This window comes from Nonomuraea sp. NPDC048881, assembly GCF_040649795.1.
Taxonomy (GTDB): Bacteria; Actinomycetota; Actinomycetes; order Streptosporangiales; family Streptosporangiaceae; genus Nonomuraea.
This window is the reverse complement of sequence record NZ_JBEZGC010000008.1, coordinates 368789-383570: the sequence shown is the minus strand read 5'-3', so window position 1 is coordinate 383570 and position 14782 is coordinate 368789. Positions and strand designations below refer to the sequence as shown.

General features: G+C 74.8%; 16 protein-coding genes. 8 read left to right on the top strand and 8 right to left on the bottom strand.

From position 1 onward, the window contains the following. Positions 1–85: 85 nt before the first annotated feature. The 5 genes from menC to AB0C33_RS28985 form a co-directional block, all read right to left on the bottom strand. The gene (gene menC / locus AB0C33_RS29005) at positions 86–1195 is read right to left on the bottom strand and encodes an o-succinylbenzoate synthase (RefSeq protein WP_358293483.1); all 1110 of its coding nucleotides are present in this window, start codon (positions 1193–1195) and stop codon (positions 86–88) included. After that, on the bottom strand, positions 1192–2079 hold the full coding sequence (locus AB0C33_RS29000) for a GNAT family N-acetyltransferase (protein ID WP_358293482.1): 888 nt from the start codon (positions 2077–2079) through the stop codon (positions 1192–1194). The genes menC and AB0C33_RS29000 overlap by 4 nt, the downstream gene beginning before the upstream one ends. Before the next feature lie 113 nt (positions 2080–2192). Continuing rightward, the gene (locus AB0C33_RS28995; protein WP_358293481.1) at positions 2193–3320 is read right to left on the bottom strand and encodes a M20 family metallopeptidase; all 1128 of its coding nucleotides are present in this window, start codon (positions 3318–3320) and stop codon (positions 2193–2195) included. Positions 3321–3434: 114 nt separating this feature from the next. Beyond that, positions 3435–4097 carry a TrkA family potassium uptake protein gene (locus AB0C33_RS28990; RefSeq protein WP_352326306.1) on the bottom strand — a complete coding sequence of 221 codons (663 nt, stop codon included), beginning with the start codon at positions 4095–4097 and terminating at the stop codon, positions 3435–3437. Continuing rightward, positions 4090–5448: a potassium transporter TrkG gene (locus AB0C33_RS28985; RefSeq protein WP_358293479.1), complete on the bottom strand. Its 1359-nt coding sequence runs from the start codon at positions 5446–5448 to the stop codon at positions 4090–4092. The genes AB0C33_RS28990 and AB0C33_RS28985 overlap by 8 nt, the downstream gene beginning before the upstream one ends. A 237-nt stretch (positions 5449–5685) precedes the next feature. On the opposite strand from AB0C33_RS28985, the gene AB0C33_RS28980 reads away from it, so the two are divergent. Both AB0C33_RS28980 and AB0C33_RS28975 read left to right on the top strand, forming a co-directional pair. Next, the gene (locus AB0C33_RS28980; RefSeq protein ID WP_358293477.1) at positions 5686–7281 is read left to right on the top strand and encodes a PP2C family protein-serine/threonine phosphatase; all 1596 of its coding nucleotides are present in this window, start codon (positions 5686–5688) and stop codon (positions 7279–7281) included. Continuing rightward, the gene (locus tag AB0C33_RS28975; RefSeq protein WP_358293475.1) at positions 7278–8339 is read left to right on the top strand and encodes a cobalamin-dependent protein; all 1062 of its coding nucleotides are present in this window, start codon (positions 7278–7280) and stop codon (positions 8337–8339) included. Before AB0C33_RS28980 ends, AB0C33_RS28975 begins: the two co-directional genes overlap by 4 nt. A 46-nt stretch (positions 8340–8385) precedes the next feature. Here AB0C33_RS28975 and AB0C33_RS28970 read toward each other — a convergent pair whose 3' ends face one another. Next, complete coding sequence (locus tag AB0C33_RS28970; RefSeq protein ID WP_358293473.1) at positions 8386–9027, bottom strand: 4a-hydroxytetrahydrobiopterin dehydratase; 642 nt, start codon at positions 9025–9027, stop codon at positions 8386–8388. Between the two features lie 114 nt (positions 9028–9141). Between AB0C33_RS28970 and AB0C33_RS28965 the strand changes: the two genes are divergently transcribed. Together AB0C33_RS28965 and AB0C33_RS28960 are read left to right on the top strand one after the other, a co-directional pair. Beyond that, positions 9142–9288 (top strand): hypothetical protein, encoded by a 147-nt coding sequence (locus tag AB0C33_RS28965; protein WP_358293471.1) that lies wholly within the window; start codon positions 9142–9144, stop codon positions 9286–9288. Beyond that, positions 9285–9455: a hypothetical protein gene (locus tag AB0C33_RS28960; RefSeq protein ID WP_358293470.1), complete on the top strand. Its 171-nt coding sequence runs from the start codon at positions 9285–9287 to the stop codon at positions 9453–9455. The genes AB0C33_RS28965 and AB0C33_RS28960 overlap by 4 nt, the downstream gene beginning before the upstream one ends. A gap of 25 nt (positions 9456–9480) precedes the next feature. On the opposite strand, the gene AB0C33_RS28955 is transcribed toward AB0C33_RS28960, so the two are convergent. Beyond that, positions 9481–9942, bottom strand: coding sequence for a VOC family protein (locus AB0C33_RS28955; protein WP_358293468.1), 462 nt, complete (start codon positions 9940–9942; stop codon positions 9481–9483). 50 nt (positions 9943–9992) lie between these two features. Then, positions 9993–10922: a LysR family transcriptional regulator gene (locus AB0C33_RS28950; protein WP_358293467.1), complete on the bottom strand. Its 930-nt coding sequence runs from the start codon at positions 10920–10922 to the stop codon at positions 9993–9995. A gap of 72 nt (positions 10923–10994) precedes the next feature. Between AB0C33_RS28950 and AB0C33_RS28945 the strand changes: the two genes are divergently transcribed. The 4 genes from AB0C33_RS28945 to AB0C33_RS28930 all read left to right on the top strand — a co-directional run bounded on the left by AB0C33_RS28945 (position 10995) and on the right by AB0C33_RS28930 (position 14747). Beyond that, a complete protein-coding gene (locus AB0C33_RS28945) occupies positions 10995–11942 on the top strand; it encodes an NAD-dependent epimerase/dehydratase family protein (protein ID WP_358293465.1) in 948 nt (315 codons plus the stop codon). A 6-nt stretch (positions 11943–11948) separates the two neighbouring features. Further along, positions 11949–12821, top strand: coding sequence for an aldo/keto reductase (locus AB0C33_RS28940; protein WP_358293463.1), 873 nt, complete (start codon positions 11949–11951; stop codon positions 12819–12821). A gap of 60 nt (positions 12822–12881) precedes the next feature. Then, positions 12882–13925, top strand: coding sequence for a helix-turn-helix transcriptional regulator (locus tag AB0C33_RS28935; RefSeq protein ID WP_358293462.1), 1044 nt, complete (start codon positions 12882–12884; stop codon positions 13923–13925). A gap of 87 nt (positions 13926–14012) precedes the next feature. Further along, positions 14013–14747 carry a hypothetical protein gene (locus AB0C33_RS28930; protein ID WP_358293460.1) on the top strand — a complete coding sequence of 245 codons (735 nt, stop codon included), beginning with the start codon at positions 14013–14015 and terminating at the stop codon, positions 14745–14747. Positions 14748–14782: the final 35 nt, after the last annotated feature.

Below are 14782 nucleotides of genomic sequence, written 5' to 3'. Positions count from 1 at the left end.
CCGACGCTAGCGCCGCCCCGGTGGCACATCGTTCGTCCGGGACGACGAAATGCCACCGGCAGACCTGTCGGAACCGACCAACAGATCAGGACGGCATCGGCACCCACGTCGTCGCGACGGTGACCTCCTCCAGCACCTCCGGGATCGGGGCGACGCCGATCCCCGGGCCGGTCGGCACGGCGAGGTGGCCGTCCTCCAGGCGGAACGGCGGCGTCAGGTCGGTCCGGTAGTAGCGGTCGGAGGCCGAGGTGTCGCCGGGCAGCAGGAACCCGGGCAGCGCGGCGAGCGCCACGTTCGCGGCCCGGCCCACGCCGGTCTCCAGCATGCCGCCGCACCACACCGGGACGTCGTGCGCGGCGCACACGTCGTGGATGCGCCGGGCCTCCAGATGGCCGCCGACCCGGCCCGGCTTGACGTTGACCACCTGGCAGGCCCCGAGCGCGATCGCGTCGGCCGCGGCGCGGGCCGAGACGATGGACTCGTCCAGGCAGATCGGCGTCGTGATCCGCTCGGCCAGCCGGGCGTGCCCGAGCAGGTCGTCCTGCGCGAACGGCTGCTCGATCAGCAGCAGGCCGAACGGGTCCAGCCCGGCCAGGTGCCGGGCGTCGCCGCGCCCGTAGGCGGTGTTGGCGTCCACCTGGAGCGGGACGTCGCCGAACCGCTCGCGCACGGCCCGGACCGGCTCGACGTCCCAGCCGGGCTCGATCTTCAGCTTGATCCGCAGGTAGCCCGCGTCCAGGTACTCGGCGACGGCGTCCAGCAGCGCCGGGATCGACCCGGTGATGCCCACCGACACCCCGCACGGCACGCTGTCGCGCACCGCCCCGAGCGCGTGGGCCAGCGGGACGCCGCGGGCGCGCAGGTCCGCGTCCAGGACGGCCGTCTCCAGGGCGGCCTTGGCCATCCGGTGCCCCTTGAACGCCGCCAGCGCCGGGGCGACCTTGTGCGCGTCCAGGTCCGCCACGCCGGCCAGCGCCGGGACCAGGAACCGGGTCAGCACGTCGGCGGCGGCGTCGGTGTACTCCGAGGAGTACAGGGGCGCCGTGCCCGCGCCGCACTCGCCCCAGCCCTCGGCCTCGCCGGTGACGACCCGCACCAGCACCGCCCGCCGTACCGTCTCGGTGCCGAACGACGTGCGGAACGGCGTCACGAGCGGCATCTCGACCGTGCGGACCTCCACACCGGTGATCTTCACTCCGTCTCCTGTCTGTCCACGATGTACCAGCCTGTCCGGTCGAAGCCGCGTACCCGGCCGCCTTGTTCGAGCAGCTCGCCCAGCACGTCCCGCAGCGCCCTGCGCCAGTCGGCGGCGCGGGCCGGGTCGCTCTCGCGCATCGCCTCGACGTCGCCGGGCACGCCGACCAGGACGGTGGCCGCGCGGGCGTACCGGACCAGCGGCCCGCCCGCCGCCGACGCCTCCAGCGCCACGGCCGCGCCCGCCGCCCTGGCCGCCGCCGCGTCCGCCACGGCCGGGCGGCCCGCGCAGGCCGCCTCGACGACGGGCGTCTCCAGCCGCCAGCGGACCAGGACGCGGTCGGTGGCGTCGGCGCGGTTGATGTCGTCGTCCATGGGGCCGTAGAAGTCCGGCAGGTACTCGGCCGGGTCGGCGCCCAGCTTGGCCAGGTTGAAGTAGGCGTTGCGGCGCACCAGCGGGTCGTAGGTCCAGCAGATCTCGCCGACGCCGCGCAGCATCGCCCAGGCCCGCTGGTGCAGTTTCATGGCGAACCCGACGTTGCGGCCCTGCATGCCGGCCAGCACGCCGGCGATGTGACTGTGCAGGGCGGCGCGCGCCGGAGGCGAGAAGAAGCCGAAGCACGCGCCCACCATCCGGTCGCCGTCGAAGGCGCCGCTCACGTAGCTGCCCGCCTTCGACAACGCGCGCAGCATGTCGGCCGTCACCGGGGGGTTGTTCTCGCCGGTGCGCCAGATGTGCTCGTACAGGCGGCGGACGGCTTCCAGCTCGCCGACGCTGTCCAGGGGGCGGATGTCGATGCCCGCGCCGTCGGCGGCGGCCTGCGCCGCGGCGCACGCGGCCTCCACGGGCCGGGAGTCGCGACGGTCACGGATGAGATCAGTCACGCCGGTCATGGTCGCAGCCGCCTCCGTCCCGTAGCTGGTCGGCGAGCACCGGGCGGCGGCGTCCGGTTCGTCCGCCCGGACAACAGCGTCCAGGGCCCCCTTGTGAGGGGCGGTCACCGCGCTGCGGTCAGCAGGTCGGCGACCAGGGCCGTCAGCAGCCGGGTGCGGCCCGGCAGCTCCGCGACCAGCACGTGCTCGTCGTCGGCGTGCGCGCCGCCGCCGACCGCGCCCAGGCCGTCCAGGGTGGGGGTGCCCGTCCCGGCGGTGAAGTTGCCGTCGGAGGCCCCGCCCACGGCGACCGAGGTCAGCGGGCCGATCCCGAGGGCGGCGGCGAGCCGGCACGCCCGCTCGAACAGGTCCTTCGACGCCGATGCAGGGAGCGGCGGCCGGTTGGGCCCGCCGCCGACCGTGACGTCCGCGCCGGGCAGCACCGGACGCAGCCCGCGCATCGCCGCGTCCACCCGGTCCTGCTCGCGAGCGTCCCTGACCCGTACGTCCACGTCGAAGCGGGCCCGCGCGGGCACCGTGTTGACCGTGGTGCCCGACTCCAGGCGGGTCGGGGTGACGGTCGTGCCCAGCGTGGGATCGGCCAGCGCCGCCACGGCCGCGACCTGGTGGGTCACCTCGACCGTCGCGTTCACGCCGCGTTCCGGCTCCAGCCCGGCGTGCGCGGCCCGGCCCCGCACCAGCACCTCGTACCGGGAGACGCCCTTGCGCTCGGTCTTGAGCGCCCCGCCGGGACCGGCGGCCTCCAGGACCAGCGCCGCCGCGCAGCCGCGCGCCTCGTCCTCGACCAGCCGCCGCGAGGTGGGGGACCCGGGCTCCTCGTCGCCGGTGACCAGGACGGTCACGCCGTCCAGGTCGTCCAGCGCGGCCAGCGCGTGGAAGGCCATCACCAGCCCGGCCTTCATGTCGAAGCAGCCCGGCCCGCGCAGCACCCCGTCGCGCACCTCGAACGGGTGCCGCTCCAGCGAGCCGACCGGCCACACCGTGTCGTGGTGGCCGAGCAGCAGCACCCGGGGCTCGCCGCCGAACCGCCACCGCAGGTGGGTGCACCCGTCGATGACGACGCGCTCGGCCTCGGCCCCCAGATGGGCGGCGCCCAGCTCGGCCACGGCCGTGGCGCTGCGGGCGACCGCGGCCAGGTCGCCGGACGGCGACTCGCAGCGTACGATCCGCTCGATGTCGGCGATCATCGCGGCCTCGCGGGCCCGGTCGGACGGGGTACGGCGTGGTGTCATGGTGGCTGCCTCCGGTCGGACGGACCGCCCATCATCGTCAACCACGACCCGGACGGGCCTGTCGCCCCGGCCAACATCGGCCCGCCGCGTTGGGCCCCGCCGACGACCGCCGAACTAGGTGAGGTCGGCGAAGCGTTCGACGTCCTCGGTGCGGCCGGAGACGATGATCACGTCGCCGTACCCCAGCTCGGTGTCGGAACCGGCGTAGGTGAACTCCTCCTCCGCGCTCTTGACCGCCACCACGGTGACGCCGTGCTTGCGGCGCAGGTTGGACCGGCCGAGCGGGACCCCGATGTACTCCTTGGGCGGCCGGGTCTTGGCCATCGCGAAGTTCTCGTCCACCTGCATGAAGTCCAGCATCCGGCCGGTCACCATGTGGGCCACCCGCTCGCCCATGTCGTGCTCGGGGAAGACGACGTGATGGGCGCCGATGCGCCCGAGGATCCGGCCGTGCTGGCGGCTGACGGCCTTGGCCCAGATGTCGTCGATCTCCAGCTCGATCAGCAGCGACGTGGTCAGGATGCTGGCCTCCAGATCGCCGCCGATGGCCACCACCGCCCGGTAGAAGTCGGGCACGCCGAGCTGCCGCAGCGTCTCCAGGTCGGTGGAGTCGGCGGTGGCGATGTGCGTGATCTGCCCGGCCAGGCTCTGGGCGACCTTCGGCCGGTTGTCGATGGCCAGGACCTCGGTGCCGCGCCGGGTGAGCTCCAGGGCGAGCGAGGTGCCGAACCGGCCCAGGCCGATGACCACGACGGGGTCTGTCTTCTTGTCAGCCAACGATGACACGTTCCTCGGGTAGTTCGTAGCGACGGGTGCGCTCCTTCAGGGCGAGCGCGGAACCCAGCGTGAGCGGGCCGATGCGCCCGATGAACATCAGCGCCGCCAGCAGCAGGTGCCCGGCGGGCGTGGTGTCGGCGGTGATGCCGGTGGACAGCCCGTTCGTGCCGAACGCCGAGACCACCTCGAACAGCACCTGGTCCAGGCTGTGGGGCGTGATGGCGAGCAGCAGGTAGGTGGAGACGGCGACCAGCACGACGCCGATCATGGTGATCGAGATGACCTGGCGCTGCGCGGACTCGGCCAGGCGCCGGTGGCCGATGTTCACCCGGGGCTCGCCCCGCAGCTCGGCCCAGATGATGAACGCCAGCAGCCCGAAGGTGGTGACCTTGATGCCGCCCGCCGTGCCGGCGCTGCCGCCGCCGATGAACATGAGCAGGTCGGTGGCGAGCAGGCTGCTCGGGTAGAGCTGGCCGATGTCGAGGCTGTTGAACCCGCCCGACCGCGGCATGACCCCGGTGAAGAACGCGGCCAGCAGCTTGCCGGAGTCGTCGAGCCCGCCGAGCGTCCTGGGGTTGCGCCACTCGGTCACCAGGAAGACCAGCGTCCCCACCGCGAGCAGGACGAGCGTCACCCCGACGGTGACCCGGGTGAGCACCGACCACCGGCTGGGCCGGCGCCAGGCGCGGGCCAGCTCGAACACCACCGGGAAGCCCAGCCCGCCCACGATCACCGCGAACGCGATCGGCAGGCAGATCCACGCGTCGGTGACGAAGCGCATCAGGTTGTCCGGCCACAGCGCGAACCCGGCGTTGTTGAACGCCGACACCGCGTGGAACCAGCCCAAATACATCGCCCGGCCCAGCGGCTCGCCGTAACCCGTGACGAAGCGCACGGTGAGCACGGCGCCGACGATCAGCTCGGAGACGAGGCTGAAGATGACCACGTTGCGCACCACGCGCCGGACGTCGGACATGCTCAGCGTCTTGGTCTCGGCCTGGGCGAACATGCGGGCGCGCAGCCCCAGCCGGCCCGCGACCAGGACGGTGAACAGCGTCGCCATCGTCATGATGCCCAGCCCGCCCACCTGGGCCAGCATGGCGATCACCACCTCCCCGGCCACCGACCAGTGGGTGGCGGTGTCCACCACGACCAGGCCGGTCACGCAGGCCGCGGACGTCGCGGTGAACAGCGCGGTCAGCCAGCCGGCCGACTCGCCCGTGGCCGTGGCCATGGGCGAGGTCAGCAGGGCCGTGCCGGTCAGGATGAGGGCCGCGAACCCGGTCGCGATGACCTGCGCCGGATGGTGGAACCGGGACAGGAAGGCGCCCGTCAGCCGCAGGTTTCTCATGGCGCGCCCCCGCCGTGCGCGGCCGGGCGGGGGACAGGGTGTGAGGCGAGCACGATCAGACGCTAGACCACCCGGCCACCGCTCCGGCACACGCGTCCGCAGACGGGGGCCGGGAGCGTGCGCCGAAGGTAACGCGGCTAAAAATGCGACAAAGACGATTCGGCGTCGGGAAAGCCGTGCAGGTCACGTCAGTAGAGTGAAAATCTCGTAGGTGTTCACGAACGGGGCGCGATCGGCATGCTGGGGGAGGACACGCCGTACCCGATGCTGGTCGCCGACGCCTCGGGCGCCGTCGAGCGGGCCAACGCCGCCGCCCGGTCGCTGCTGGGCGACGCGACGCGGATCGCGCCGGACTGGCTGGCCCGCGCCCACCACGACCTGTGCGCCCGCCTGGCCGCCTCGCCCGACGCCGGGAGCAGGCCGGAGCCCGTCCGGGGGCCGGTCGGGGAGCGGGTGTTCGAGGCCCATCCCGTGCGCGCCGGGCGCGACCGCGTCACCTGGTGGCTGGTCGACGTCACCGCGTCGGAGCGGGCCATGGAGGTGCTGCGGGGCGAGCGGGACTCGGCCGCGTCCATGGTGGCGGCGGCCACCGAGCTGCTGTCCTCGCTCAACCTCGACCGCTGCCTGGAGGCGGTCGCCCGCCTGGCCGTGACGCACCTCGCCCACGCCGCCCGGGTCGTCGTGCCGTTCGGCCCGCGCCGGTACGAGGTCGCCTACCACGAGGCCGGCGGCGCGGCCGTGCGCCGGAACCTGGACATCGACCCGCGCTCCATGCCGGGGCTGGCCGAGGCGCTGCGGGCCTTCCCGCCGGTCCCCGCCCGCTGGGTGGACCCCGGGCAGGCGCCCGGCTGGGTGCTGGGCGAGGGGCGGGACGACACGCGTTCCGTGGCGGTGATCTCGCTGCCCGGCTACGGCCTGCCCGCGGGCGCGCTGATCCTGCTGCGCTCCTCGACCGGCTTCACCGCGGCCGAGGAGGCGTTCGCCCGGCTGTTCGTGGCCCGGGCCGGCACCGCGATCTCCATCGCCCGCGTGTACGCCGAGCAGGGGGCCATCGCCGAGACACTGATGGCCGACCTGCTGCCGCCGATGACGCCGTACCTCGACGTCGCCGACGTGGCGGCCCGCTACCGGGCGGCGGGCCATGGCGCGCTGGTCGGCGGGGACTTCTACGACGTGCACCCGGTCGCCGGATCGGGCGGGGCGGCGCTGGTGGTGCTCGGCGACGTCTCCGGCAAGGGGCTGGAGGCCGCCGTGCTGACCGGCAAGATCCGCAACACGCTGCGCGCCCTGCTGCCGCTGGCCGACGACCACCAGCGCGTGCTGGAACGGCTCAACGAGGTGCTGCTCGCCGGGCCCAGCCCGCGTTACGTCACGCTGGTGCTGGCCGGGGTCGAGCGCCGCGGCCACCGGCTGGAGCTGCGGCTGACCAGCGCCGGCCATCCGCCGCCGATGATCGTCCGCAACGACGGCCGGGTGGAGGACGCCCGCACCCGCGGCACCCTGATCGGCCTGCTCGACCAGATCACCAGCGTCACCGAGACGGTGCTCCTGGCTCCCGGCGAGACGTGCCTGCTCTACAGCGACGGCGTCATCGAGGCCAGGGGCGGCCCGCTGGGCGACGAGATGTTCGGCGACGACCGGCTGCGCGAGGAGCTGCGGCAGTGCGCCGGCATGCCGGCCGCCGCGCTGGCCGAACGCGTCCAGATGCTCGCCTCCCAGTGGGCGGGCGAGCGGGAGCGCGACGACATCGCCATCGTCGCCATCGGCGCGCCGCGCGACGCCCCCGACGCCCCCGACGCCTCCGACGCCCCGGACGGAGGTCTTCCGGCGTGAGCGCTTCCGGCCTGGGGGACGAGATCGAGCACTGCGTCGAGGCGCTGCGGACGGCGGCGACGTCCGGCGACGAGTACGCCGCGATCGACGCCGCGCGGGCCGGTCTCGACGCCGGCGTGCCCCTGGAGACCATGCTCCTGGACGTCGTCGCCGTCGCGCAGGCCCGCGTGGGCCTGGACTGGGCGGCCAACCGGCTCACCGTCGCCCAGGAGCACACGGCGACCGCCGTCCACGAGCGGGTGCTGGCCGTGCTGGCCCACGAGCCGGGCGCGCGCGGCCACCGCACCGGCCCGGCCAGGGGGCGGGTGAGCGTGGCGTGCGTGGACGGCGAGTGGCACACCTTCCCGGCCCGGCTGCTGGCCGAGGTGCTCCGGCTGCGCGGCTGGCAGGTGGACTACCTGGGCGCGCACGTACCGACCGCGCACCTGGTCGTGCACGTGCACAGGACCGCCCCGGCCGCGGTCGCGCTGTCCGGGTCGATCGCCACCCGGCTGCCCGCCGCGCACGCGGCCATCAGCGCCTGCCAGGCGGCGGGCGCGCCCGTGCTCGTCGGCGGCGCCGCCTTCGGGCCCGACGGCCGCTACGCCCGTCTGCTGGGGGCCGACGCCTGGGCGCCCGACGCGCGGGCCGCCGCCGACCTGCTCGACGCCGGGCCGCCGCCGCGCCGGGCCGCGACCGGGCTGAGCCCCGGACGGCCGCCGCACCTGGCCGGCCCCGAGTACACGGCGCTCACCGACCGGGCCCCCGAGCTGGTCAGGGGCGTCATGCACGAGCTGGACGAGCACGTGCCCGTCACCGCGGGCGAGGAGCCCACCGGCCACACCGCCGAGGACGTCGCCTACGTCGTCGACTACCTCAAGGCCGCCGCCTACGTCGACGACCCCGGCCTGTTCACGTCCTTCGTCAGCTGGATGGCGCACGTGCTGACGGCGCGCGGCGTGCCGGCCCGGGTGCTGGCCGTCACGCTGGACGCGCTGGCCGCCCGCCTGGCCGGCCTGCCGCGCACCCGCGAACTGCTCGCCCAGGCACGGGCCGGGCTACCCGACGGGCCCCGCTGACCACGAGCCGGGCTGCCCGACTGGCCCCGCTGACCGCCGCCGCGGCTCAGTCGCGCTCCTGCCAGGTGCACAGGCAGACGTGGTTGCCCTCGGGGTCGGCCAGCACCCAGAACCGCGGCGCCCCGTCGGTGTGCACCAGCCGCCCGCCCGCCGCCAGCGCCGCGTCGATCCGGGGCTGGACCTGCGCGGGCTCCACCCACACGTCGAGATGCCAGCGCTGGCGGGGCTCCTCGTCGCCGGACGGCTGGAACCACACGCCCGGCAGCGCGCCGGCCGGGTCCTGCAGCTCGCCCCGGTCGTCGGCGGGCACCGCCAGCACCGCCGCCCAGAAGGGCCGGACCGTGTCCCGCGCGGGGGTGTCGAGGCCGAGTTCGAGCACGGAGACGGACGCCGGGTCGAGGCGCACCCCGGCGTCGGCGGCGAGCGTCGTGACCGCGCGCGCCAGCCGCAGGTCGCGCTCGGTGACGCCGCCCGCGTCGTGACTGGACAGCCGGACGTCGACATGGGTGTAGCGCAGGTCGAGGTCGGGATGGTGGTCCATCTCCTCGGCCACCGCCCCGATGGCGGCGACGAGTGCGAGCCCGGCCGCGAACGTGCCGGTGTGGAGTCGGGTGTGCAGGCTGCCGAGCAGGTACGCCCACCCCGCCGGCCCCTCCTGTGCGATCTGCGCTCCGGTCAGCTTGGCCATACGGCCATTCTCGCAGCACTCACCTTCTGCCTTCCCCCGCGCGTGACCGAGGTGAGCGCAACCAGATCCGTCAGGCGACAGACAGCCTGCGCATGCTCGGCTACCGTCCGCAGTATGGCGTACGACGACGAGCAGGAAGAGCGTCCGGTGTGCGGCATCCGCATGGGTGCCGGCGGGGAGTGGATCGACCGGAACGGCGACTCGAAGAAGCAGTCCACATGGGTGTCGTGCAAGTCCCGCAGCGGGACCGGCCGTAAGTGACGGATCCGATCACCTGCCCTGAATGCCAGGGCCGCCGCGGCGTGCAGCTCGGCGAGCTGTTCCTTTCCTGCACGTTCTGCGGCCGCTTCTGCCTCGGCTCGAAGAAGGTGACCCACATCGAAGCGGGCACGCTGGTCATCGTGCCCTGCAAGTGTGCCGAGGACTGATCCCGCAGCTGGGCGTCCTGGACGGTCAGTCGAGGCAGAACTCGTTGCCCTCGGGGTCGGTCAGCACGATGTGGCCGGCGCCGAACGGCGGCTCGGGCTCGTGCCGCCGCACCCGCGTCGCGCCCAGCCCGACCAGCCGCTCGCACTCGGCCTCCAGCGCCGCCATGCGCTCCTCGCCGCGCAGCCCGGGAGCCGCCCGGACGTCGAGGTGCACGCGGTTCTTGGCGGTCTTGCCTTCCGGCACCCGCTGGAAGAACACCCGGGGGCCCCGGCCGTCGGGGTCCTCGATGGCCGACCGTGTGTCGCGTTCCTCCTCGGGGACGCCCATCCCGGCCAGGAAGTCGTTCCAGGCGGCCAGCGGGTCGGCGCCCTGCGGCAGCTCGACCCCGGGCGGGCCGGGGTGGACGTAGCCCAGAGCGTCACGCCAGAACGTCGACAGCGCCTTCGGGTCGTGGGCGTCGAAGGTGATCTGGACATGGCGGCTCATATGAATCACTCCGTTCGGTGCGGGAAGAGGTTCCCGGGGACACTGTGACATCACCGGCGGACAGGATCGGTCCGCTGCCGTCCCAGTGTCGCGGCCTCCTCGCGCAGCCACTCGACCAGCGTCGGCACCAGCGGGTGGTCGCGCCGCGGGGCGGTGGCGATCCCGAGGTAGCGGGCCGGGCGCGGCGGGTTCAGCGGCACGACGGCCAGGCCGGGCGTGTCGCGCGCCAGGCAGATGGACGGCACCAGGCTGACGCCCAGCCCGGCCGCCGTGAGCGCCTGCGCCAGGTGGTAGTCGGTGGTGGAGCCGCTGACCCGCAGCTCGAACCCGGCCGCCGCGGCGTACCCGCGCAGGAACGCCTCGGTCTTGGAGCAGCCGATCACCCACGGCTGCTCGGCCAGCTCGGTCAGGTCCAGCGACGCCCGGCCGGCCAGCGGATGGGCGGCCGGCAGCGCCACCGACAGCGGGTCCTCGGCCAGCGGCGTCCAGGCCAGCCCCGTGCGGTCGCCGGGCAGCACCGGCAGCGGCCCGTCGAAGTGGTAGGCGATCGCCAGGTCGGCCTCGCCGCGCCGGACCAGCGGCAGGCTGTCCTCCGGCTCCCGCTCGACCACGTTCGTCGCGACCTCGGGATGGGCGGCGACGAACCGCGCCAGCACGCCGGGCAGCAGCGCGCGGCCGCCGCTGGTGAAGGTGGCCACGGTCAGCCGCCGGCGCCCCGAGGCCAGCTCGTCGATCCGCTCCCGGGCGTGCCGCAGCTCGGCCGCGATCGTCTCGGCCGTCTCCACCAGCAGCCGGCCCGGCTCGGTGAAAGCCACGCCGCGGGTGCTGCGGGTGACGACCGGGGTGCCGAGCTGCCGTTCCAGCGCGGCGATCTGCTGCGAGACGGCGGACGGCGTGAGCAGCATCGCGGCCGCCGCCCGGTTGAAGCTGCCGTGCGCGGCCACCTCCCGCAGCACCCTGAGCCGGTGGGCGTCGATCAACAGTTCTCCTTAACACGAGGCCAGTAAGTCACCACTACCACTGCTGACGCCGTCCGGGCCAGTCTTGGCCGCATGCGACACATCTGCGTCATCGGCGGCAACCGCTACTTCGGCCGCCGCCTGATCCGCCTGCTGCTGGCCGGCGGGGACCGCGTGACCGTGGTCAACCGGGGCTCGGCCGCGCCGCCGCCCGGGGCCGAGCACGTCGTCGCCGACCGGGCGGACGCGGCGGCCCTCGCCCGCGCCCTGGGCGGCCGGGCCTTCGACGCCGTCGTGGACCAGGTCTGCTACACGCCCTCGCACGCCGACGTCGCCCGCCGGGTCTTCGCCGGCCGCACCGCCCGCTACGTGATGACCTCCACCATGGAGGTCTACGACCCGGCCACCTCGCCGTCCCTGCTGCCCCCGGCCGCGGCCCCGGTCCGCGAGGAGACGGTCGAGGCCGCGTCCTGGCCGGTGGACCGCGGCCTGCCGTGGGGATCGCCGGAGGCCCTGTCCCGGCTGCTCGGCGAGGCGGCCGCGTACGCCGAGGGCAAACGCCAGGCCGAGGCCGTGTTCGCCCGGGACCCGGCCTTCCCGTTCCTCGCCGTGCGCAGCGCCCACGTGCTCGGCGGCGGGGACGCCGACTTCACCGGACGGCTGCGCCACTACGTGGACCGCGTACGCGCCGGGCTGCCGGTCGCCGTGCACCGCGACCCGGCCCCCACGTCGTTCGTCCACCACGCGGAGATCGCCGCGTTCCTGCACTGGACGGCGACGGGCACCGACGTCACCGGCGCGCTCAACGCCGCCTCCCGCGACACGCTGACCGTCACCGGCCTGTGCGCGGCCGTCGCCGCCGCGACCGGCTCGCCGCCGCCCGTCCACCGCGTGGTGACCGGCGGCGAGCCCGCCTCGCCGTTCTCCTTCGACCGCTCCTACGCCGTCGACGCCGGCCGGGCCGCCGCGCTCGGCTTCACGTTCACCGACGTCGCGGCCTGGCTGCCGCGAGCCGTCGCCGACCTCCTCCCGGAAGGCTGACCGACCATGATCACCCGTCGCATCGGAACCGCCGAGGTCGGCGCCGTCGGCCTGGGCGCCATGCCGCTGTCCATCGAGGGCCGTCCGGACCGCGCCCGCGCGATCGCCACCGTGCACGCCGCCCTCGACGCCGGCCTCACCCTGATCGACACGGCCGACTCCTACCACTGGCACGCCGGCGAGCGCGGCCACAACGAGGAGCTCGTCGCCGAGGCCCTGGCCACCTGGTCCGGCGACGCCTCCGGCGTGCTGGTCGCCACGAAGGGCGGGCGCGGCCGTCCCGGCGACGGCTCCTGGACGGTCGACGGCCGTCCCGACCGCCTCAGGGCCGCCTGCGAGGGCTCCCTGCGCCGCCTGCGCGTCGAGGCGATCGGCCTCTACCAGCTGCACAAGCCCGACCCGGACGTCCCGTGGGCGGAGTCGGTGGGCGCGCTGCGCGACCTCCTCGACGCGGGCCTCATCCGCGCGGCCGGCGTCTCCAACGTGACCTGCGAGCAGATCCACGAGGCCAGGGCCGTCCTCGGCGACTCCCTGGTCTCGGTGCAGAACCGCTACAGCCCTCAACACCGCGACAGCCTGCCCGAGCTGCGGCTGTGCGACCGCCTCGGCATCGCCTTCCTGCCGTGGAGCCCCCTCGGCGGCATCGCCCGCAGCGCCCTGGACGGCCCCGGCGCCGCCCCGCCCCGCACCCCCTTCCACGAGGTGGCCGAGGAACGCGGCCGCACCCCGCAGCAGGTCTGCCTGGCCTGGCACCTGGCCCACTCCGAGCACGTCGTCCCCATCCCGGGCGCCACCCGGCCGGAGTCGGTGCGGGCGTCGGCGGAGGCGACGGCCCTGGAACTGACCGAGGACGAGCTGCGGCGGCTGAATGTGACCTGACGTAGCCTAATGACTACCCTGCGCTTGCCGGGCGGGGTCGCGGCGTGCTGACCTGGCCGCGTGAGCTCATGCCAGGACCGCGTGGTCCACGAGGTGCGCACCCTGATGGACCGGGGCGTCGCGGCCGAGCACGTCGGCGCCGCCGTGTCCGCCGCCATCGCCCCGCTGCTGCCGCACGACGCGCTGAGGCTGGTCGGCACCAGCCCGGCGACCGGGCTCGGGCAGGGCTCGTTCAGCTTCTGGCACCGCTACGAACGCGAGCTGGCCGTCTCCCTGCTCGCCCACCGCCGCGCTCACGGCGACCCGTGCCGGCCCGCGTCGCTGGCCCGGCTGCGGGTGCCGGTCGCGGTGGCCGGTGCCGAGGAGGGGGCGCGGCGGGCGTTCGCGGCCTGCGGCGCCTCCTGCGAGCTGCGGCTGCTGCTGCGTGACGGGCGCGGCGGCGTGTGGGGCCTGCTCGGGCTGGTCCGCGCCTGCGACGCCGTGCCGTTCACCGAGGACGACCGGCGCAGGGCGACGCTGCTCGCCCCGGCCCTGATGACCGCGCTGCGCAGGTACGTCACCGCCGCCCCGCTCGCCCCCACCGCGCCCGCCCTGCCCGCCGGGGTGATCGTCGTCGGCCCCGACCGCGGCGTCCGCGCCGTGACGCCGCAGGCCCACGCGTGGCTCGACCGGCTGCGCCGCCCCGACCGGCACGGCGCGCACGCCTGGCTGGCCGACACGTTCGTCACCGCCCTGGCCGCCGACGCCGCCGAGCACGCGCGCGGCACGGACGCCGGCCGGCCGATCATCTGCGCCCCGGCGGCCCGGTACGGCCGCTGGCTCGCCGTCGAGGGCCAGACCCTGGACGAGGACGGCACGGGCGAGGTGGCCGTGGTGATCCAGGCGGCGACCGGCGTCCTGCTGCTGCCCTCGTTCTGCGACTGGTACGCCCTCACCCCGCGCGAACGCGGCGTCCTCGACCTGTTGTGCGCCGGGGCCGCGCCGAAGCAGATCGCCCGGCTGCTCGATCTGTCCGGGCACACCGTGCACGACCACCTCAAAGCGATCTTCCGCAAGACCGGCGCCGGCGGCCGGGACGAGCTCATGGCCGCCTTCACCGCCTGACCGCCATCCCCAACACTGGGGGGCTGCCCGCGCCGTCGCCCCGCCCGACCATGAGGGAGTACGCAGCACTACCAAGGGGAGGCACCCGTGACCCAGATCTCAACCCCCGCCCGCCGCCAGGTCGAGCGCTTCCTGGACTTCTCCGACCACGTCGGGGGCCTGGAGGAGGCCGACGTGCTGGCCCTCCTGCACGACCACGACATCACCACGCTGGAGCAGCTCGTCGCCAAGGCGGTCAGGGCGCCGCGCTCGGCCAAGCCCGTGCCGGCGGACCCCGCCAGGGCGCTGGCCCGGCCCCGGGCCGCCACCGCGCCCACCACGGCGCTCGCCAACGCACCCGTCACCCACCCCGCGCCCGCCATGGCGGTGGTCGTGGACGGCGTCGAGCACGACCCGGCGGACCTGACCCGGTTCGACGGCCGCCCGCTGACCTACCTCTACCACCCCGAGCGCCTGACGGCGGTCACCGACGACACCGCGGTCAACGGCGCGCTGTGGGCCGCGGCGCTGCTGCGCGACCCGCGTCCGGCCACGCGGGGCGAGGTGCAGATGTTCGAGCACGTCGAGTACGCCGGCGACTGGTTCTGGTGCCCGGCCCGCCAGGCGTACAACGACCTGACCGACGTCCACCACGGCCCGCTGCACCTGCACGACTGGAACGACGTCATCAGCTCCATGGGCGGCACGAACTGCACGGTCCGCTACTACGAGCACATCAACTTCGGCGGCAGCTCGCTGATCGTGCCGCCCTTCTCCGACATTCCGAACCTCGTCCCCAGCGGGTGGAACGACCGGATCTCCTCGGTCTGGAACCACGGCTGACCCTTCGTCCACCGGCCCTCCCCGGCGGACGGCGG

Coding starts and splice junctions, on each gene's coding strand:
- AB0C33_RS28995 (WP_358293481.1), bottom strand. CDS start 3,320: ATGACACCACGCCGTACCCCGTCCGACCGGGCCCGCGAGGCCGCGATG.
- AB0C33_RS28965 (WP_358293471.1), top strand. CDS start 9,142: ATGGCGTACGACGACGAGCAGGAAGAGCGTCCGGTGTGCGGCATCCGC.
- AB0C33_RS28955 (WP_358293468.1), bottom strand. CDS start 9,942: ATGAGCCGCCATGTCCAGATCACCTTCGACGCCCACGACCCGAAGGCG.
- AB0C33_RS28985 (WP_358293479.1), bottom strand. CDS start 5,448: ATGAGAAACCTGCGGCTGACGGGCGCCTTCCTGTCCCGGTTCCACCAT.
- AB0C33_RS28980 (WP_358293477.1), top strand. CDS start 5,686: ATGCTGGGGGAGGACACGCCGTACCCGATGCTGGTCGCCGACGCCTCG.
- AB0C33_RS28940 (WP_358293463.1), top strand. CDS start 11,949: ATGATCACCCGTCGCATCGGAACCGCCGAGGTCGGCGCCGTCGGCCTG.
- AB0C33_RS28945 (WP_358293465.1), top strand. CDS start 10,995: ATGCGACACATCTGCGTCATCGGCGGCAACCGCTACTTCGGCCGCCGC.
- AB0C33_RS28970 (WP_358293473.1), bottom strand. CDS start 9,027: ATGGCCAAGCTGACCGGAGCGCAGATCGCACAGGAGGGGCCGGCGGGG.